The sequence below is a fragment of the Bacillus sp. OTU2372 genome (assembly GCF_038440275.1).
Taxonomy (GTDB): domain Bacteria; phylum Bacillota; class Bacilli; order Bacillales; family Cytobacillaceae; genus Neobacillus; species Neobacillus bataviensis_B.
The window spans coordinates 103,471-123,134 of sequence record NZ_JASATK010000005.1 but is presented as its reverse complement, the minus strand read 5'-3'; the positions used below and the strand labels follow the sequence as shown (position 1 = coordinate 123,134).

Below are 19,664 nucleotides of genomic sequence, written 5' to 3'. Positions count from 1 at the left end.
TCATTATAAACAAAGTTATTAGGAAAAAGGGCAATTTTTATCCATTCAAACGGTAATTAAAACATCATTTTCTACTTTAATTGGCTTTTTCTCCTTATACGATTCTATACATGCAAGAGCAATTAACAATGCAGAACGGGCATCTTCTCCAGTAACGGAAGTCGGTTTATTGTTCTTTACTGCATCAACAAAATCTTTTAATTCATCTACATAAGCATCAAAAAGCAAGTCCTGATCGTAGCGCAAAGTATTATAACTCGCTCCCTCTTTTGTATACCTAGTCATACTTGATTCGCGAATGCTTCCCACCTGTACCATTCCTTCAGAACCAAAAACTTCCCCACGGACATCATACCCATACAATGCTTGGAAGTTTGCTTCTGCAACAGCAATAGCGCCATTATCAAATCGAATGCTTACAACAGCTGTATCGAGTAAACCTTTATCTTTAAATTCTGGTGCTACAAGGGCATCAGCCATTACAAATACTTCAACTGGTTTTGCATTTGGATTTAGGTATAAAAGTGTATCAAAATCATGAATAAGTGTTTCCAAAAAAATAGTCCACTCAGGTTTATTTGGATTACCTAATGCTGGATCTCTCGTTAAAGAGCGCAATAATTGTGGTGTACCAATTTTTCCGTCAACGATTTCTTCATGCGCGCTTTTGAAGCCTTTTGAAAAGCGACGGTTAAATCCAACTTGTAATGGCACTTTCATTTCCTTAACAACTTGAAGAACTTCATCAGCTTCTTCTAATGTTATAGCCATTGGTTTTTCACAAAAAACAGCTTTTCCGTTTTTTGCAGCGGCAATAACATTACTTGCATGTGTTCGTGCTGGTGAAGCGATAATAACTGCATCTACATTTGGGTCCTGCATCATTTCAAGTGGATCAGTATACGTTTTTATATTTAATCCTAATTCATTTGCAAATTTTTCTGCAGCACCAGGAAATGGATCTGCTACCGCATATAAAATAGCATCTGGTATTCGTTTTGCTATACTTTCTCCGTGAAAAGCCCCCATTCTGCCAGCACCTAATAACCCAACCTTTAATTGACTCATTCCAATCACACCTCATCATTCCAATAATTAATTTAGGAAAGTTCTTTCCTTACTTATTTTTATTGTAATCACTTACATTAAAATCGTCAATCACTTTTATTTTATTTTTATGAATATTTTTGAAATTCAATTTGGGATTAGTAGCTTACTAGACACTTAAAGCAAAAAGGCTGTTCTTGAGCATTATCCATGCAATATTGGTCTTCTCTTTTAAAAGTTTCATTACTTTTATACTTCGAGACATCATATGCTTTACCTGCAATGATGGGAAAGAAATTAAACAACACCGGATTTAAGGCGTTTTTTTAAAGAGTATATCTTTTTTTCGAGGACTCACTTTTAGGAAAGTTCTTTCCTCAATATACACACACTACTCTCCTTTCTTGCCATTATCGTTATAAAAAAAAGATACAAAGCTTTTTAACTTTGTATCCCTTATCAATTCGAATCTATTTTTTACTACATTACGTTGTTCAAATTATTAAAAATCTAGCCGGACAAGTTGTTCTAATTCGCAAACATGTACTAATTTAATATTGTATTGATTGTTTTTTTCTTGTATTTCATAATAACAGGAAGCGTACTCGAATAACAATAAATATTCTCTTCCACCATAAATTACATCAATATATTTCATAAACTCTCCATCCTAATTTCTTTAAAATACAAGGACACATCGACAATTCCTAGGCACCAGCCTTACTTTTTTTAACGGATTTTTCTACTGCCAATTTTGCATGATCCTTCCCCCAAATGATGATAAGGAGCGTAGCCACTAATCCCAGTATCCCGACAAAATAAAATCCTGCTTTAATTCCCATAAGTGAATTAAATATTCCTGCAAAAAACGGCCCCGCAAAGATGCCTATAGCATAAATCGCCTGATAGGCACCCATCGCCGTCGCTCTTTTTTGGGGTGCAATTTTTTCAATCGCCAATCCTAACAGCAATGGAAAAATTAAGCCCAGTGAAAATCCGCTAAAAATCTGAACGGCCAAAAATAACTCTTTACTCTGAACTAACGGAATCAGCAGCGTGAAAACGGAGGCAAAGAAAAAGGCCGTTTTTAGGGCATTCCATTCACCCAAAAGCGGAACAAGTACTCTCCCAATAAAAAGAGTTGCAATGGCATGAGGGATCATAAATGCAAACACGATGAAAGTAAGCTCACTTGCATGAAAGCCAATATTTAGTGCATAGTTGGATGTAAACCCAAACATCGTTGAAAAAATAATACTATGTGCCAAAATCGATAAGAGGGCCACCTTCATCAATGATCGTTCTTTTATAACAGTCGCTAATTCTCTCACCTTTAGCGGTTCCCTCTCTATTCCTTCCTTTGGTTCAAAAATAAAAAGGGATAGGATTACACCGAGGATGCTGAAAGATCCGGCTATCCAAAATGGGGCTTTCCATCCCCATTCACTTACGATTGAACCACTAAAACTCATCCCTAAAAACTGGGCAAGAACGACAATAAATGAAATACTCCCCATTGCCCGATGTACTTCATGATCAGCAAAATAACTTGGATATAAGACTGTAAATGCCACCCACGTAGCCGCTGAAATTCCTGCAAGTGCGCGGGCCGCGAGAATCCAACCTAAACTATCTGTTAGTAAAAAAAAACCACAACTTAACATGCTAACCAACATGCCAAAAATGATAAATGGTTTTCTGACTTTCTTTACATCAGAAAAGATCCCAATCGGAAGTCTGAATAAAAGCTGCATAATCCCGTAGCTGCTCAATACGATTCCAATAAATGTATACTTTCCGCCTAATGATTCCATATAAGGCGAAAAGATAGGAACATAGAGAAATTGCGGAAACCATAATAGAAACGAAACAACAATAAAAAGATTTCTATTCCATCGTAATGTATTCATGCATACCACTTCCATTTTAATCATATTTAAGAAAAAACCGGGCAAATATCGCCCGGTTTTATTTATGCTTTATAGCTTGATTTAAACTCTCTGATCTTTACTTTGACCGTTTCTTTAACAGCTTCCTTACCTGGTGTAAGAATGGTCCGGGCATCATACACTTCTTTATCGTTCTCTAGCACATTACGGACAGCTTTTGTCCATGCTTGCAAGCATTCTGTATTCACATTAATTTTGGCATGACCAAGTTCAATCGCTTGATGGATTTGGTGCAATGGAATGCCTGAACCACCATGTAATACAAGCGGTACATTTGTTAATTGAGAAATTTCCTTCATTTCAGCGAACCCTAATTTTGGTTCTCCTTGGTAGGGGCCATGTACTGAGCCAAGGGCTGCTGCGAGTGCATCGATGTTTGTTTCTTGAACAAGCCGTAAACATTCCTGTGGATCCGCATAATTAATGCCGCCGATCAGACCATCCTCGTTACCGCCCACGGTGCCGACCTCAGCTTCGACCGTCACACCGCGTCGCCGGGCATAGTCAGTTACTTGCTTTGTCATGGCAATGTTTTCTTCAATAGAATGGTGCGAACCGTCAATCATTACGGAGGTATATCCAGCGTCAATGGCCTCTTTACATCTTTCTACACTATTCCCATGATCAAGATGCAGGGCGACTGGTACCGTAATATTTTTTTCCTCTACAATTCTATTTACGATCATAGCGATCGTCTTAAATCCGCCCAAATAATCTACTAGTCTATCGGATGAGGCCACAATGATAGGAGACCGCTCCTCTTCAGCCGCTTCCAGCATTGCTTCTGCCCATTGAAAGCTGTTGATATTAAATTGTCCTACTGCATACTTTTCCTTTTTTGCTTTTTCAAGCATTTCTTTCATCGGAACTAATCTTGATGTTGCGATCATTTCCATCCCACCCCTCTTATCAGAATTTTCAAACTAATCAATGCGGATCAAATTCATGTGAATTTGATCCAACCTCACGTTGCGTTTAGCTTATTAGTATTGTTTTGCCGTTTCTAACTTTTGCTTTCTTAACTCAAATGCCTTTTGAATGCTTTCTTTATCAGATACTTCTGCCACACCGACATTCCACCAGCTCTCATAGCCGTCAGTCATGGTTTTAGGAAGAACTTTAATATCGATTAGAGTTGAGCCTTCCTGTTTCTTAGCATCTTCTAACGCCGCTTTCAATTCTTCGACTGTATTGACGCGGTAGGTTTTTGCACCATATCCTTCCGCCACTTTTGCATAATCAATATTTAAGATTTTATTATCATGGGTTCTAAATTCACAGAAGTAACTGCTGCCGCCATGATCCATTTGTAAATTGTTGATACATCCAAATCCTGAATTATCAAAGAGGACAACATTGATTTTTTGTCCATATTGAATCGAAGTAATGAATTCAGAATGCAGCAATAGGAAGCTGCCATCCCCTACAAGGGAATATACCTCTTTCGTTGGCTCTGCTAATTTTACCCCTAATGCACCCGATACTTCGTACCCCATGCAAGAGTAGCCGTACTCGACATTGTACGTATTGGGTTCAGATGTATTCCATATCCTCTGTACGTCACCTGGAAGGGACCCGGCTGCAGTGATGATTACGCTATCAGGTGAAATGGTCTCATTCACCGCTAATAATGCTGTAGTCTGAGCCAGTTCGGTGTTAAGCGCATCCGCATATTCATTCAATACTTCTTGTGAAAAATGATTTTTTACTTCCGGAAGGAAATTTTCACGTTGGAATGTTACTTGACTCAAACGGTCACGTTCAGCATTCCATTCCGCTTTCAATTCAGCAATTTCACCGCCAAAGTCACTTTCATATCCTTCTAATAATGGAGCCAATTGCTCTAATGTTGTTTTTGCATCTGCGACAACTTGGAAGGCATCCATTTTATAAGCTTGCAGACGGCTGACATTGATGTTTAAGAACTTGGTTTGATCAAAGTCAAATGCCGTTTTGGAAGAAGTGGCAAAATCGGTATATCTCGTTCCAATTCCAATAAATAAATCGGCTTGACGTGCGGCTTTATTAGCTGCCAGTGTGCCAGTAATCCCCATTCCACCTAGATTATTTTTGAAATCAGACTCTACCGTTGCTTTACCGGCCTGTGTTTCTACTAATGGGATATTATGTTTTTCTGAAAGCGAAATCAAAATATCACGTGCTTCGGAGTATTTTGCTCCGCCGCCCACTAAAATGACTGGTTTTTTACTTGCACGGATCAGTTCAGCAGCTCCCTTAAGCTCTCGCTCTACCGGTGCTTTACGATCCACATAATGGACGCGTTTTTCAAAGAATTTTTCGTCATAGTCAAACGCTTCCCCTTCTACATCCTGCGCAATACAAATCGTTGCCGGACCGGCTTTTCCTGGATCGGTCATCACTTCAAAGGCACGAAGCAAGCTTGGCATTAACTGTTCTGGGCGCGTAATCCGATCCCAATATCTAGAGACCGGTTTTAAGGCATCATTTGTCGTGACAGCTAAGCTATATTCTTGTTCTACTTGTTGTAAAACGGGATCAGGCTGTCTGGTTGCAAAAGTATCACCCGGGATAAACAATACAGGAATATTATTTGCCAAGGCCGTCCCAGCCGCTGCAGCCAAATTGGCTGAACCTGGTCCAACAGACGTCGTGACAGCATAGATCTTTTGACGAAGCATTTGTTTACTGTAGGCAATCGCTGCATGTGCCATTCCTTGTTCGTTTTTCCCTTGAATCACCTTTAAATGTCCTGAGTATTGCTCAAGTGCCTGCCCAATCCCCAAAACATTTCCATGTCCAAATACATTAAAGATACCTTCAACAAATAAAGACTCTTTACCATCCACATAGATATATTGTTGATTTAAAAATTTAATAAGTGCCTGCGCGGTCGTTAATCTAATTTTTCCCATGGCTTTTCTCACCTCAAACTGTTTGTTCAGCTTTTTCTGATCTTTCAGCAATTAATTGTTCAATTTCAGCAACGGTTGGCATGGCTTCTGAAGAACTGTGTTTACTTACCACAATGGCTGCAGAGGCACTGCCGAATTTAAGAGCGGTTTCAATATCCTTGCCTGTGATTAAAGCGTAAAGAAATGCAGATGCGTAAGAGTCGCCTGCGCCAAACGTTTTTAATACTTTCGTTAGATAAGCATGGCCTCTGAATGTTTCGCCTGATTTTGAATACGCATAAGACCCTTCTACACCGTGCTTAATCACAACTAGTTCTGGAGAGTATTTAAACAAATGGTTAATAGTCTCAGAGTTGCTGCCCTCTGTAACGTTTTCCATCACATCGAATTCATCACGTGTACCCACCACAACATCTGCCTGATCCGCTACTAATGAATAATAAACAGATGTTTCTTCAGGTGATGCCCATGTATATCCACGATAGTCCAATTCAAAAACAACTTTCACATCATGTTTTTTTGCTAAATGGATGGCTTTTAAGACTGCTTCACGGGAAGGGCTTTTAGCTAAAGCTGTACCTGAAACAAGTAGAACCTTTGCTTTTTTAATATAGTCTTCATCTACCTCAGATGGCTGTAAATAAAGGTCAGCTACCTCATCGCGGTACATTAAGATACTGCATTCTTCCGGACTTTTAATTTCTGTAAAGGCTAAACCTGTCTTATGGCCTTCTTGATCAACGACCATGTTGGATGTATCCACTCCAACACCACGCATATACTGCTCAATAAAACGTCCGTGCTGGTCATTGGCAAGCTTGCCGATAAATCCTGTTTTTAGTCCAAGCTTTGATGATCCAATCGCAATATTTGCTGGTGAACCGCCTACATATTTTTTAAATGTCATTGTTTCTTCCATTGGACGGTTGTATTCCACCGCGTTTAAATCCATACAGGCACGGCCAATGGCAATAAGGTCAAATTCTCTATCAGACTGAAATTGAACGTTCATTTTTTAATAACATCTCCTTTATTTACGGTTTAGGATCCATTCGTGTGCTGGCTCATTGTGAAATTTCCAAATGCGTGTTGGTCCTGCCATTACATTCAGGTAATAGGATTCATAACCATCAGGAACCCCAACTGGATGGTATCCGGCAGGTACTAACACGACGTCGCCATTCTCTACGGCCATTGTTTCATCAAGAGAACGATCATCTGTGTATACACGTTGGAAGACAAATCCTTGACGAGGGTTCATTTCATGATAGTAGCTTTCTTCTAAAAAAGACTCATTCGGCAAGTTATCTTGATCATGCTTATGCGGCGGATAGCTTGACCAGTTTCCGCTTTCTGTGAATACTTCTACCACTAGTAAACTATTTGCGGAAGGGTCTGAATCTGGTAAGATATTATGAACTAAACGCTTATTGCTATATTTCCCTCTATTTTCAATTCCATTGTCTTCCGCTTTAATTAACTTAGTAGGCAATTGTTTAAAAGATGGGGAGTAACAAAGAGCAACCCGAGCTTGACTCACAGCCTCCACCTCAAAAGAACGATCATTCGATACGTAAACACTATCTGTTGGTTTCTTTTCAAATACGCTTTCTCTAGTGCCTATATTTTTAAATGCTTGTTCATGGTCGGAAACATTGATTTTCCCTGTTAGTGCGACAATGCAGCATTCTACTTTAGCTAGATCTTCTCTATATGTACTACCTGGAGTAAGGTCGATTACTTTAAACCCCACATATTCTAATGAAGAATTTTCACTTGTTACTTCATGAACGATGGTTACACCTGGTAACGTTTCTTTAAGATTTGGCTTTCGGAGTAATTTACTCACTTTGTAGTTTCCTCCTATTTTATGTGAATTCTAGTAATGGCTATTATCCTAGTAACCATTAGCAGGATAATAGCCGAATGTTACAGTTGCTCGTAACTTATTCAAATGATGGAGCTTTATAATTAGCTGTTACTACTTTTTTACGTGTATAAAAGTCTACACTGTCTTTCCCGTTTGCAGGTAATGTTCCGTAGAAGGAAGATTTCCATCCAGAGAATGCGAAGAATGCCATTGGAGCTGGAACACCTAAGTTAATGCCAAGCATACCTGCATCGATATTTTCACGGAAGTAACGAATGGCTGAAGCGTTTGATGTATAGAGACATGCACCATTTGCAAATTCTGATTGATTGGCTGTTTCCACAGCTTCTTTTAAGTTTTTAACACGAACGATGGATAGGACTGGAGCAAAAATTTCATCTTTCCAGATCGCCATATCGGTTGTAACATCATCAAAAATAGTTGGTCCTACAAAATATCCTTCTTCTGGTGTATTTTCCCGGCCATCACATACTAATTTTGCCCCTTCTTCAATACCCTTTTGGATATAACCTAATGTCCGCTGTTGATTTTCTTCACGTATAACCGGACCTAAGAATACGCCTTCATCCAAGCCGTGACCGATTTTTACTTCTTTTGCTTTTTCTACTAATCTATTAAGAAAGGCATCCGCAATTCCTTCTTCTACAGTTACAACCGAACAAGCCATGCAGCGTTCACCAGCCGAACCAAAGGCAGAAGCAATAACATTTGCTGTAGCAAGTTCTAAATCAGCATCATTTAAAACAACTGAATGGTTTTTAGCACCAGTTAAGGCTTGAACACGTTTTAGGTTTTGACTTCCGCGTTTATATACATATTCTCCGACAGGCTTTGAACCAACGAAGGAAATAGCTTTCACTTCTGGGTGGTCTAAAAGTCCATTTACAACATCATGTGCACCATGAACAATGTTGAAGACTCCTTTAGGAAGACCAGCTTCTTCTAATAGTTCAGCTAATTTTTGAGCTAATAATGGTGTTCTTTCAGATGGTTTAAGAACGAATGTATTACCTACGGCAATGGCCATTGGGAACATCCAGCATGGTACCATCATCGGGAAGTTAAATGGTGTAATTCCGCCAACAACACCAATCGGATAACGATAATTAGTAATCTCAACATCCGTTGCAATAGTAGTAAGTGAATCTCCCATCATTAGTGTAGGGGCACCTGCAGCAAATTCCACATTTTCAATTCCGCGTCCTACTTCACCTAATGCTTCAGATAGGTTTTTACCATTTTCAATCGTGATAATACGAGCTAATTCTTGTTTATTTTTTTGTAAAAGTTGGTGGAAATCAAATAAGATTCTCGCCCGCTTTGGAACAGGTACGTTTTTCCACTTTTCAAATGCCTTTGCTGCTACTTCTACAGCATAATCAACTTCTTCTTTTGTTGAAAGAGGAACTTGGGCAATAATTTCTTTTTTAGCAGGATCGTAGACATCCTCAAATTGCGTTGTTTTACTTTCGACCCATTCACCATTGATATAATTTTTTAGTTTTTCTACTTTCACCATTACATTAGTCATATTTGTGCTTCCTCCTTAAGAATAAATTCATTGTAGTTTTTGAGTACCTTAGAATGTAAGATCCTCTATCAGACTGATAAAACTGGTAAATTGCATTTAAGTATTTGTTATATATTGGTTATGTTTTGGTTATGTTTGATTTTATCTTAATACTAAAAACGCTTTCAGTCAACTCTTTTTTTAAGATTATTTTGAAAGTTTTACTTATAGTTTACCCGTTAAAAACTGAGCTTCGCCGAAACCAAAGCTCCAGTCAGCTGCCCCATTCGTAACAATCGAGACCATAATGTCATTTGGTTCAATTCCACAATTCTCTGCTAGCCCTTGTGCCAATAGTCTATAAAAGGTTTTCTTTTGCTGGTCACTTCTTTGTGTACTTGTGATAGTGATAACAACTACATTTCGGCTTCTTTCAAACCCTAACCCAGTGTCTTCAATGATTAATTCATTCGCTCGATGCTGATGGACGATTTGGTAACGATCTCTTTCAGGGACGCCAAAAGCTTGTACCACAGCCCGGTGAGAAACATCTAGTAATTGTTTCAACTCTTTTTCATCTCGACCCTCTATTAAATCAAATCTAATTAACGGCATTTGATCCCCTCCAATTGGTTTATCAACACCAACATTTTTATCAACTATTGGGTATATGTTGGTTATGTAATGATTATATCATATTACTAATTTGGGATTCAATCAATAATTTCGTATAACTTTAAATACTTGGAAATGCTTGGAGCCCAATGCCACAAAAAAAAGCCTTTCCTCATAATTACTGAGAAAAGGCCTTTATCAATTTTTAAAATTAAAATCGACATTACAATCAAATTCTAAACGATGTACTGCGCCTTAAATATGTAATCCCTCTCTAATGGATTTCAACGTTAGTTCATTGGACCACTCTGGTTTATCAGGATAGGCGAATACGGAATTGGTTACAATTCCATCAAATCTCATTTCTCTTAATTTCCGATATAATGCTTCAAAGTTTACTTCCCCTTCACCAGGATTCAAATGCTGATGGATGGTTACGTTTGCATTAGGCGGATTAATAATATATCGTAAGCCAAATGCTGCCTTATGATTAAGTGTATCAGCAATTAAAACATGGGCAAGTAGATCCCCTGCTTCCTCTAAGTGTTTCGCTACATCGCCGATCCCATCATCATAAAAGAAAGCGTGTGCTACGGAATAGACTAATTTAATCCAATCCTTATCAAATGCACGAATCATTCGAATCGCTTCTGTGTTCAGCTCAATAAAGTCATTTGGATGAGATTGTAAATTTAGGTTAATCCCTTCTTTTTCAAAAATCGGCATTAACTCTTCCATTGATCTTACAAAGGCAGCTTCGCTTTCTAGTGGACGGCTTTTGTCCCCGCTAAATTCGCTGTTCATTAAATCTACTCCTAATTCAGAAGTGATTTCAATACAACGCTTCCAATTCCTAACGGCAGCTTGGCGCTCTGCTTCGTTTGGTGAAGACCATTGTTGAACAGGAAGTACGGACGAGATTTGAACGCCGGCATCTGAACAATATCTTTTTAAATCCTTTATCAGCTGCTTATCAACCTTTGGATATTCATAAAACCAAATAAAATCTTTACGTGGAGATAACTCTACCCATTCATACCCTAATCTAGCAACTGCATCGATAGTCTCTTTTAAATTAGTATTGTCACGATAATGTGATGGATCGTATGCTAAACGCATTCTAATGTTCCCCTTTCTTTTGTAGGCCAAAGCGCTTTCAATTTCCTCAACTTCAGATAACTAACTTTTTGTTATATGTTGGTTAACTCTTGGTTATCTATATGTACATAATAATACGAATTGTTCTTACAATCAACATTTTTTTATCATTTTTTTAAAGAAAGTGAAATAAAAAATCCCCTTCTTTTCGTGACGTTAGCCAGTAAGAGGGGGATTCAGACAGATGCCTAGTCAGCAAGGACAAGTTGAATGGCATGATTCTTTGCGTATTCTTGATACGTATCATTCGGAACCTTATCGGTAATTAGGTAATCAATATCATCTAAACTACAATAGGTCATTAACCCATATTTATCAAATTTATCGTGATCTACCAATAAATAGACCTCTGAACTTCTGCTGACAATGGTCTTTTTTAATTCACTTTCTAGTGGTGATGCATTCGTTACGCCGTTTAAGAGTGAAATACCAGTAGAAGCCATAAAGGCTTTCCTAATATTGTAATCCTTTAGTAAATCCATATTTCGCGGGTTAACAAACGAACTTGTTTTCCGTTCAAGCATTCCGCCGATGGAGATGACATTTAAATTTTCATATGGAATGGCACAAACAATTAAATCAATATTATTTGTAAAAATTGTCAGGTTTTTTTCCTTTAAATATTCAAACATTTCAATCGTGGTCGTCCCTGAATCTATGAAAATAAAATCTCCATCTTCCACAAAACTTGCGGCCTTTTTCGCAATTAATTCTTTTTGTTCTTGATTACGCACACTTCTTTCTTGAAAAGATTCAAGCCTTTTGTGAATAGAAGATACCCCTCCATACACCTTTTTCAGTTCCCCGCGATCTACTAACTCTTGTACATCGCGTCTGATGGTATTTTTAGATACATCAAACACTTTAACCAGTTCGTCTAGTGAAGCTGATTGATGTTCTAATACATATTCTTGAATTTTTTTTATGCGCTTTTCCTTAATCATCTATTTCACCCTAGTCTTGCAATAAGTTTTTTGTTATCGTTTACATTTCATTATATTATATATACATATATATTACCAACAAATAACCAAAACTTCTCTTCTTTTTTTAAAAAAGGATGAAATGATTCTTTAATTACCGATCATGTTTACATTCTAATTAGCAATGACAAGTTGGATGCCATTTTCCTTAGCGTATTTTTGATAGGAGCCATTTGGAATCGTATCGGTAACTATATAATCAATCTCACTTAAACTACAATAGGTCATTAAACCATATTTATCAAATTTATCATGGTCTACCAATAAATAGACCTCTCTACTCCTGCTGACAATGGTCTTTTTTAATTCACTTTCTAGTGGCGATGCATTCGTGACACCATTTGATAGTGAAATACCGGTAGAAGCCATAAAAGCTTTTTTTATATTGTAATCTTTAAGTAAATCAAGATTTCGCGGGTTCCCAAACGAATTGGTTTTAGGGTCAAGCATCCCACCGATTGAGATGATATTTAAATGCTCAAACGGAAAGGCCCGGATAATCAAGTCAATACTATTTGTAAAGATGGTTATGTGTTTGTCCTTTAAATACTCAAACATTTCAATGGTAGTGGTTCCTGAATCGATGAAGATAATGTCACCATTTTCCACAAAACTTGCGGCCTTTTTCACGATTGATCCTTTTTGTTCTTGGTTACGTTTTTTTCTATCTTGAAAGGATTCAAGTTTTTTATGAATGACCGATACCCCGCCATAAACCTTTTTGAGCTCCCCGCGATCTACTAACTCTTGTATATCACGTCTGATCGTATTTTTTGATACATCAAAAACACTTACTAACTCATCTAATGAGGCTGAATCATATTCTAAAACATATTCTTGAATTTTTTTTATGCGTTTTTCTTTAATCAATTGATTTCACCCCTTATGATTCATTTCGATTACCATTTATACAAATATATTATCAAGAATTAATCAAAACTTCACTATTTTTTCTCAAAAAAATAAACATAAATAGATAAATGATCTGATAAAAGATATGATTTGTTATCATATGTTGGTTCAAGGGATTAATCAAAAAAAAAAACCGAGCCCTATTAGGACCGGTCTTTGTGTCTTTCTTCTAAAGTTCTTAAAACTTCTTTAAACGGAAGCCCTTGTTCTACTAGTAAAACCTGGAGATGATAGAGCAAATCGGCTGCTTCCCAACGAAGTTCTTCATGATCGCGGTTTTTTGCGGCAATAATCACTTCTGCCGCTTCTTCGCCGACCTTTTTCAAAATCTTATCGACGCCTTTTTCAAAAAGGTATGTTGTATAAGCACCTTCTGGACGCTCTTTTTCACGTTCTAAGATAACTTTTTCTAATGATTGCAGGATCTGATAGTCTGCTAAATTGGCATTACGGTCAACCACCCGTTCTGAAAAACAGCTGACAGCTCCTGTGTGGCAGGCTGGTCCTTTCGGATAAACCTGTACTAATAACGCATCCTGATCACAGTCGTAATTGATGCTGGCTACTGTCTGGGTATTGCCGCTGGTTGCTCCTTTATGCCACAATTCCTGACGGGAACGGCTATAAAACCAAGTTTCCCCGGTTTCAAGCGTTTTTTGCAATGAGTCCTCATTCATATAAGCGAGTGTTAACACTTCTTTTGTATCAGCATCTTGGATAATTGCGGGGACGAGCCCCTTTTCATCAAATTTCACGTTCATCGTATGCTCACTCCTTTTTCCCTTAAAAAGCTTTTAACCTCATCTACGGATGTTTCCTTATAATGAAAAATGGAGGCAGCAAGTCCAGCATCGGCCTTTCCAGCTAAAAAGGCTTCAGCAAAATGGTCCGCATTTCCGGCACCGCCTGAAGCGATAACAGGAATGGTTACAGCTTCACTAACCGCTTTGGTCAGTTCTAGATCAAATCCATTTTTCTCGCCATCACTGTCCATACTTGTAAGGAGGATTTCCCCTGCACCAAGCTTAGCTGCTTCAACCGCCCACTCGACTACTTTTTTCTCTGTCGGTGTTCGGCCGCCGTGGGTATAGACACGCCAGGTCCCGATTTCAGGATCAAATTTCGCATCGATGGCCACCACGATGCACTGGGAACCGAAGTAACTGGCGCCTTCCTTGATCAAGCCAGGATTTAAGACTGCCGCTGTGTTCAGCGACACTTTATCGGCACCGGCCCGTAGAATTCTTTTCATATCCTCTAAGGCATTGATGCCACCGCCGACGGTAAACGGAATCGCAAGCTCGGACGCTACGGCCTTAACAACCTCAACCATTGTTTTCCGGCCCTCCACGGATGCGGAAATATCTAGGAATACCAATTCGTCCGCTCCTTGCTCATCATAAAATCGCGCTAGTTCAACCGGGTCCCCGGCATCGCGGAGCTGGACAAATTGGATGCCTTTAACAACCCTGCCATCCTTTACATCAAGGCAGGGAATAATTCGCTTCGTTAATGTCACTTTACTCCCACCTCTTTCAATGCTTCCTTAAGGGTAAAACGATTTTCGTAAAGGGCCTTTCCTACAATCGCTCCACAAATTCCTTTTTTTGCAATCGCCTGTAAATCAGCAAGACTGCTGACGCCGCCGGAGGCAATGACATTTTTCCCTGTCACTTCAGCCAGTTCCCAAACCGCATTAATATTCGGGCCCGCTAAGGTACCATCCGTAGCAATATCGGTAAAAATAAACGTTTCGGCACCTGCATCGGCAAATCGCTTGCCAAGCTCGACCGCTTTGACGGAAGAGGTATCGAGCCAGCCATGTGTCGCGACATAACCGTTTTTCGCATCAATGCCCACTGCAATTTTCGCCCCATACTTTTCTATCATTTCGATCGCAAATTCTGGGTTAGAAACGGCAATACTGCCGATGATGACGCGGTCAACGCCATTTTCCAGATAGTGGAGGATATCCTCTTCTGTGCGTATCCCGCCGCCAATTTGAACTTTTGCATCTAGTTTTTGCGCAGCTTCAATGACAAAACGGTCATTTACACGCTTGCCGTCTTTCGCACCATCAAGGTCGACCATATGGATCCATTCGGCCCCCGCAGCTGCAAAACTTTTTGCCATTTCAAATGGAGAATCCCCATAAACGGTTTCTTTATCGTAGTCCCCCTGGAGGAGACGGACACATTTGCCGCCCCGCATATCGATTGCCGGGTAAATCGTTAAACTCATCGAACCGCATCCCTTTCCACAGCCAATTTTAAAAAGTTATCCAAGAGAGCCATCCCAAGTCTGCTGCTTTTTTCAGGATGAAATTGCATTCCAAAAATATTATCTCTTCCTACGACCGCTGAGACTTGTTCATGATAGTCTGCCTTTGCCAGAAGGGCATCATTATTGTCTGCATCGACAAAATAGGAATGCACGAAATAAACGTAATCTTCGGTTAGGTCGTTTAAAAGAGGGGAATCTTGAACAAATTCAAGCCTGTTCCAGCCCATATGCGGTACCTTGTAGGTTTCGCCTTCCGGTGTAGTACCTGGAAAACGGCGGACTTTTCCCGGAAGCAATCCAAGTCCTTTTGTCGGACCATTTTCTTCACTTTCTTCAAAAAGTAGCTGCATGCCAAGGCAGATACCTAATAGCGGCTTACCGGTTGCAGCGAATTCCTTTATTGTCTCTACCTGTAAGCGTTCCATTGCATCACGGAAGGAACCAACTCCCGGGAGAATGAGTGCATCGGCATTGAGTAACTCGTCTTTATCAGCGGAAATGAAATAATCTGCTCCTAGCCGCTCAAGAGCTTTGCTGACGCTAAACAGGTTTCCCATCCCGTAATCTACGATTCCAATCATCTCTGTCACCTTCCTTAGTCAATATTTGTCCCACTCGCTGTTAGAGCATTCCTTTGGTTGATGGTACGCCTTTGATACGTGGATCAACGGTCGTTGCTTCGTCTAACGCTCTCGCTAATGCCTTAAAAACAGCTTCAATCATATGGTGGGTGTTCTGACCATAATGGACGATGACATGAAGGTTCATCCGGGCCTCTAGGGCAAGCTTCCAGAGGAATTCGTGAACAAGCTCAGTATCAAACGTTCCCACCTTTTGGCTTGGGAATTCTGCGCGCATTTCGAGGTGCGGGCGGTTGCTAAGGTCCACGACTACCTGTGCAAGCGTCTCATCCATTGGTACGAATGCATTTCCGTAACGCTTGATGCCGCGTTTGTCACCAAGGGCTTCACGGAGGGCCTGGCCCAAACAGATACCGATATCTTCAGTTGTATGATGGTCATCGACTTCGATGTCCCCTTTGGCATCGACGGTTAAATTAAATTGACCATGCTTGGTGAATAAATCTAGCATGTGGTTCATGAACGGGACGCCGGTTTCCAAATTGGACTGGCCATCTCCATCAATATCAAACGCTAGTTTAATTTGTGTTTCGCCTGTATATCGCTCAATACTTGCTGATCTTTCCATATCTGGTGCTCCTTTAACTTATTTATTCTTTAGCCTTGTCTCAACCGCACGAGCGTGGGCCTCGAGCCCTTCCATCCGGGCGAAGGCTGCGATTTTTGCTCCGTTCTCCTTCAAAGCCTTTTCACTATATATAATTACACTAGATTTCTTCTGAAAATCATCGACATTCAGCGGGCTGGAGAACCGTGCTGTTCCATTTGTCGGCAGAACATGATTCGGTCCTGCAAAATAATCGCCGACCGGCTCTGAACTGTACCGGCCAATAAAAATGGCGCCGGCATGACGAATTTTCCCCAGCAGTTCCATCGCATTTTCGGTGATTACTTCCAGATGTTCCGGGGCTAATTGATTTACCGTTTCGACCGCTTCGTCAAGATCAGCTGTTACATAAATCGCACCGTAATCGGCAATCGCACGAGAAGCGATATCCCTGCGTGGCAGTACAGCAAGCTGTTTTTCTACTTCCGAAGAAACCGACTCTGCTAACGCAAGCGAAGGTGTGACAAGAACACTGCAGGCGCGCGGGTCGTGCTCGGCTTGTGATAACAAATCAGCCGCCACTTCATCAGCACGGGCTGAATCATCTGCTAAAACGGCAATCTCACTAGGACCGGCAATCATATCAATATCCACATCACCAAAGACTTCCCGTTTGGCTAGCGCAACAAAGATATTACCAGGGCCGGTGATTTTATCAACAGGAGCAATCGATTCTGTTCCATAAGCAAGAGCAGCAACCGCTTGAGCACCGCCTACTTTAAAAATTTCTTTGACGCCTGCTTCTTTTGCGGCAACTAACACTGCTGCAGGAAGTTTCCCTGATTCATCTGGAGGAGATACCATCACAATCCGCTTCACTCCAGCTACCTTCGCCGGAATCACATTCATTAAAACGGAAGATGGATAGGCCGCCGTGCCTCCTGGAACATACACACCAACTGAATCAAGCGCGGTGATTTTTTGACCAAGAATCGTTCCATTCTCTTCGGTAGTCATCCAAGAAGGGCGGAGCTGCTTTTCATGAAAAGACTTAATGTTCTCCGCTGCTTCACGTACGATTTCAATATACTCCTGATCTACTTCGGCGTAGGCCGCCTCTATTTCACTTTCGGTCACTGAAAAAGAAGGTAATTGAACGCGATCGAATTTTCCCGTATATTCTCTTAATGCCTCATCGCCGCGGTTGCGGATTTCGGTAATAATCCCTTTTACAACGGCGAGCTGCTCGGAGGTGCCTGCTTCAATCGACCGTTTGATAGAAACCAGTTCATTTACTTTTAGGATTTTCAACTCTATTGCCCCCCTACACTACTTCGCTAAGTCGTTTCACCATATCATCAATCTGTTGATCTTTTAGGCGGTAACTGACAGGATTGACCACAATTCGTGAGGTCACATCTTTGATTCTTTCATACTCTACAAGGCCATTTTCCTTTAATGTCCGTCCGGTTGACACAATATCAACGATCCGGTCAGATAGCCCGATAATTGGAGCAAGCTCAATCGAACCGTTTAATTTAATAATTTCAACCTGCTCCCCTTGCTCGCGAAAGTAGGCCTCGGCCACATTCGGATATTTCGTTGCCACTCTAGGGGCTACGTCATTCATTTTCGTGTTTGGAAGGCCGGCAACTGCCAAATAGCAGTAGCTGATTTTTAGATCAAGAAGTTCGTAGACATCGCGCTCTTCTTCTAGCAATACATCCTTCCCGGCAATTCCAACATCAGCCACACCGTGTTCTACATATGTAGCGACATCCATCGGCTTTGCTAAAATAAACCGTAAGCCCTCTTCGGGAACGTCAATAATCAGCTTTCGCGAATCATCAAATTCCGGCGGCAGCTTGTAACCTGCTTTTCGGAGAAGTTCTACGGCCTCTATAAAAATCCGCCCTTTTGGCATCGCAATTGTTAATAGGTTACTCATTGGCGCGCCCTCCAATTAAATAGGTTGTCTCGGCAAACCGTTTCGTAAACGCATCAAGATTTCTAACGCCAGTGATATCCTGTAGGACAGCTTTTTGCCCTTGCTCATGCATGCTTGCCGCCAGTTCGAATGCTTCCTTACGTCTTTCCTGACTGAAGAAGATGCAGTGTGTGGTGTTTTCTAGCTGCCCGCCTTGAAGTGCTTCTAGGAGCATATCCATTCGGACGGCAAAACCAGTCGCGCTCGCTGTTTTGCCGAATTTCTCTATTAAACTATAGCGGCCGCCATTCCCAATCGGGAAGCCCACATTTCCAGCATAGGCTTCAAAAAGGATACCGGAATAATAGCTCATATGGCTGACAATCGTAAAATCAAATTTCACATATTCTGCCACGCCATAATCTTTGATAACCTCCCACAATTCCTTGAGTTCAAGGATGGCCTGTTTACCTTTGTCATTCTCGATGATATCGAGAGCCAAACCAATGATCTCTTCTCCTCCTCGTAATTCGAGAAGCTGCAAGAGTCTTTTTTTATCAATGGATGATAGTGGAAGCGAGTTTACGTGCTCGCGGTAGCCTACATAATTTTTTTCAAATAAATATTTTCGTAATGTGGTGGCTCTGCCATTTGTTCCAAGGATTTGAACAAACAGTTCGTTCGCAAAGCCTACATGTCCGATTGAGACTTGAAATTGCTCAAGTCCTGCTTTTTTTAATGAAGAAATCAGCAGGGCAATAACCTCTCCATCACAAGAAACAGTTTCCTCATTAAGGCATTCAACGCCAATTTGTTCAAATTCTGCCGGACGTCCGCCCTCGCGCTGCTGGGCACGGAAGACATTGGCCGAGTAAGCTAATCTTACTGGAAGATCCTCGTTTAAAAGCTTAGAGGCAGCTACCCGGGCAATCGGAGCGGTCATATCAGGTCTTAGTACGACCGTATGCCCTTCTTTGTCGAGCAGTTTAAATAACTGCTGGTCCGCGATTGCAGAGGCTGCTCCAACGGTTTCGTAATATTCAAGTGTTGGGGTTTCGATAAATTGGTAGCCCCACAGTTTCAGGGTATCTGCCACCCCGGTGCGGACTTGATGCTTTTTTTCATACAGTTCTGGCAATGTGTCCCGCATCCCCAGCGGCTTTTCAAACATAAACAAGCGGCTCATTCTGCTCATCCTTTATCTTCTGATTTGCGATTATTTTTAAAATCCTTTAGTCTGCTAATGTGCTAATAAACTAAAGTTTACCTTTTTACTTCCAAGCCGTCAATAAAAATCACTTAAGTTT

The 19,664-nt window shown here is 40.5% G+C and carries 19 protein-coding genes; all 19 read right to left on the bottom strand.

The window, feature by feature from the left end; all coding sequences use genetic code 11:
- Positions 1-45 precede the first annotated feature (45 nt).
- On the bottom strand, positions 46-1,068 hold the full coding sequence (locus AAHB15_RS11310; protein WP_335572091.1) for a Gfo/Idh/MocA family oxidoreductase: 1,023 nt from the start codon (positions 1,066-1,068) through the stop codon (positions 46-48).
- Between the two features lie 686 nt (positions 1,069-1,754).
- Positions 1,755-2,957: an MFS transporter gene (locus AAHB15_RS11305; RefSeq protein WP_342042402.1), complete on the bottom strand. Its 1,203-nt coding sequence runs from the start codon at positions 2,955-2,957 to the stop codon at positions 1,755-1,757.
- 62 nt (positions 2,958-3,019) lie between these two features.
- Positions 3,020-3,886 (bottom strand): class II fructose-1,6-bisphosphate aldolase, encoded by an 867-nt coding sequence (fba, locus tag AAHB15_RS11300; RefSeq protein ID WP_446715860.1) that lies wholly within the window; start codon positions 3,884-3,886, stop codon positions 3,020-3,022.
- Positions 3,887-3,979: 93 nt separating this feature from the next.
- Positions 3,980-5,890, bottom strand: coding sequence for a 3D-(3,5/4)-trihydroxycyclohexane-1,2-dione acylhydrolase (decyclizing) (iolD, locus tag AAHB15_RS11295; RefSeq protein ID WP_342042400.1), 1,911 nt, complete (start codon positions 5,888-5,890; stop codon positions 3,980-3,982).
- Between the two features lie 13 nt (positions 5,891-5,903).
- On the bottom strand, positions 5,904-6,902 hold the full coding sequence (gene iolC, locus AAHB15_RS11290; RefSeq protein WP_335572086.1) for a 5-dehydro-2-deoxygluconokinase: 999 nt from the start codon (positions 6,900-6,902) through the stop codon (positions 5,904-5,906).
- An 18-nt stretch (positions 6,903-6,920) separates the two neighbouring features.
- Complete coding sequence (iolB, locus tag AAHB15_RS11285; protein WP_342042399.1) at positions 6,921-7,739, bottom strand: 5-deoxy-glucuronate isomerase; 819 nt, start codon at positions 7,737-7,739, stop codon at positions 6,921-6,923.
- A gap of 97 nt (positions 7,740-7,836) precedes the next feature.
- On the bottom strand, positions 7,837-9,300 hold the full coding sequence (locus AAHB15_RS11280; protein ID WP_335572105.1) for a CoA-acylating methylmalonate-semialdehyde dehydrogenase: 1,464 nt from the start codon (positions 9,298-9,300) through the stop codon (positions 7,837-7,839).
- A 216-nt stretch (positions 9,301-9,516) separates the two neighbouring features.
- A complete protein-coding gene (locus AAHB15_RS11275) occupies positions 9,517-9,906 on the bottom strand; it encodes a tautomerase family protein (RefSeq protein ID WP_335572084.1) in 390 nt (129 codons plus the stop codon).
- A gap of 255 nt (positions 9,907-10,161) precedes the next feature.
- Positions 10,162-11,025, bottom strand: coding sequence for a sugar phosphate isomerase/epimerase family protein (locus AAHB15_RS11270; RefSeq protein WP_342042398.1), 864 nt, complete (start codon positions 11,023-11,025; stop codon positions 10,162-10,164).
- 227 nt (positions 11,026-11,252) lie between these two features.
- A complete protein-coding gene (locus tag AAHB15_RS11265) occupies positions 11,253-12,008 on the bottom strand; it encodes a DeoR/GlpR family DNA-binding transcription regulator (protein WP_342042397.1) in 756 nt (251 codons plus the stop codon).
- Positions 12,009-12,161: 153 nt separating this feature from the next.
- Positions 12,162-12,917 carry a DeoR/GlpR family DNA-binding transcription regulator gene (locus AAHB15_RS11260; protein WP_342042396.1) on the bottom strand — a complete coding sequence of 252 codons (756 nt, stop codon included), beginning with the start codon at positions 12,915-12,917 and terminating at the stop codon, positions 12,162-12,164.
- A gap of 185 nt (positions 12,918-13,102) precedes the next feature.
- Entirely contained in the window at positions 13,103-13,720 is a 618-nt protein-coding gene (gene hisIE, locus AAHB15_RS11255) for a bifunctional phosphoribosyl-AMP cyclohydrolase/phosphoribosyl-ATP diphosphatase HisIE (RefSeq protein ID WP_335573645.1), read from the bottom strand.
- On the bottom strand, positions 13,717-14,478 hold the full coding sequence (gene hisF / locus AAHB15_RS11250) for an imidazole glycerol phosphate synthase subunit HisF (RefSeq protein ID WP_335573646.1): 762 nt from the start codon (positions 14,476-14,478) through the stop codon (positions 13,717-13,719). Before hisF ends, hisIE begins: the two co-directional genes overlap by 4 nt.
- Positions 14,475-15,200, bottom strand: coding sequence for a 1-(5-phosphoribosyl)-5-[(5-phosphoribosylamino)methylideneamino]imidazole-4-carboxamide isomerase (gene hisA / locus AAHB15_RS11245; protein WP_335573647.1), 726 nt, complete (start codon positions 15,198-15,200; stop codon positions 14,475-14,477). Before hisA ends, hisF begins: the two co-directional genes overlap by 4 nt.
- On the bottom strand, positions 15,197-15,823 hold the full coding sequence (gene hisH, locus AAHB15_RS11240) for an imidazole glycerol phosphate synthase subunit HisH (protein ID WP_335573648.1): 627 nt from the start codon (positions 15,821-15,823) through the stop codon (positions 15,197-15,199). Before hisH ends, hisA begins: the two co-directional genes overlap by 4 nt.
- A 40-nt stretch (positions 15,824-15,863) precedes the next feature.
- Positions 15,864-16,451, bottom strand: a complete 588-nt coding sequence (hisB, locus tag AAHB15_RS11235) for an imidazoleglycerol-phosphate dehydratase HisB (RefSeq protein ID WP_342042395.1) — start codon at positions 16,449-16,451, stop codon at positions 15,864-15,866.
- 18 nt (positions 16,452-16,469) lie between these two features.
- Positions 16,470-17,741 carry a histidinol dehydrogenase gene (hisD, locus tag AAHB15_RS11230; protein WP_335573649.1) on the bottom strand — a complete coding sequence of 424 codons (1,272 nt, stop codon included), beginning with the start codon at positions 17,739-17,741 and terminating at the stop codon, positions 16,470-16,472.
- 13 nt (positions 17,742-17,754) lie between these two features.
- Positions 17,755-18,378, bottom strand: a complete 624-nt coding sequence (gene hisG, locus AAHB15_RS11225; protein ID WP_144566709.1) for an ATP phosphoribosyltransferase — start codon at positions 18,376-18,378, stop codon at positions 17,755-17,757.
- Positions 18,371-19,543 carry an ATP phosphoribosyltransferase regulatory subunit gene (locus tag AAHB15_RS11220; RefSeq protein ID WP_335573663.1) on the bottom strand — a complete coding sequence of 391 codons (1,173 nt, stop codon included), beginning with the start codon at positions 19,541-19,543 and terminating at the stop codon, positions 18,371-18,373. Before AAHB15_RS11220 ends, hisG begins: the two co-directional genes overlap by 8 nt.
- Positions 19,544-19,664 lie beyond the last annotated feature (121 nt).

Excerpts from the sequence above, each read along its gene's own strand:
- AAHB15_RS11310 (WP_335572091.1), bottom strand. The coding sequence starts at position 1,068 with ATGAGTCAATTAAAGGTTGGGTTATTAGGTGCTGGCAGAATGGGGGCT.
- AAHB15_RS11305 (WP_342042402.1), bottom strand. The coding sequence starts at position 2,957 with ATGAATACATTACGATGGAATAGAAATCTTTTTATTGTTGTTTCGTTT.
- fba (WP_446715860.1), bottom strand. The coding sequence starts at position 3,886 with ATGATCGCAACATCAAGATTAGTTCCGATGAAAGAAATGCTTGAAAAA.
- iolD (WP_342042400.1), bottom strand. The coding sequence starts at position 5,890 with ATGGGAAAAATTAGATTAACGACCGCGCAGGCACTTATTAAATTTTTA.
- iolC (WP_335572086.1), bottom strand. The coding sequence starts at position 6,902 with ATGAACGTTCAATTTCAGTCTGATAGAGAATTTGACCTTATTGCCATT.
- AAHB15_RS11280 (WP_335572105.1), bottom strand. The coding sequence starts at position 9,300 with ATGGTGAAAGTAGAAAAACTAAAAAATTATATCAATGGTGAATGGGTC.
- AAHB15_RS11275 (WP_335572084.1), bottom strand. The coding sequence starts at position 9,906 with ATGCCGTTAATTAGATTTGATTTAATAGAGGGTCGAGATGAAAAAGAG.
- AAHB15_RS11270 (WP_342042398.1), bottom strand. The coding sequence starts at position 11,025 with ATGCGTTTAGCATACGATCCATCACATTATCGTGACAATACTAATTTA.
- AAHB15_RS11265 (WP_342042397.1), bottom strand. The coding sequence starts at position 12,008 with ATGATTAAGGAAAAGCGCATAAAAAAAATTCAAGAATATGTATTAGAA.
- hisIE (WP_335573645.1), bottom strand. The coding sequence starts at position 13,720 with ATGAACGTGAAATTTGATGAAAAGGGGCTCGTCCCCGCAATTATCCAA.
- hisA (WP_335573647.1), bottom strand. The coding sequence starts at position 15,200 with ATGAGTTTAACGATTTACCCGGCAATCGATATGCGGGGCGGCAAATGT.
- hisH (WP_335573648.1), bottom strand. The coding sequence starts at position 15,823 with ATGATTGGAATCGTAGATTACGGGATGGGAAACCTGTTTAGCGTCAGC.
- hisB (WP_342042395.1), bottom strand. The coding sequence starts at position 16,451 with ATGGAAAGATCAGCAAGTATTGAGCGATATACAGGCGAAACACAAATT.
- hisG (WP_144566709.1), bottom strand. The coding sequence starts at position 18,378 with ATGAGTAACCTATTAACAATTGCGATGCCAAAAGGGCGGATTTTTATA.
- AAHB15_RS11220 (WP_335573663.1), bottom strand. The coding sequence starts at position 19,543 with ATGAGCCGCTTGTTTATGTTTGAAAAGCCGCTGGGGATGCGGGACACA.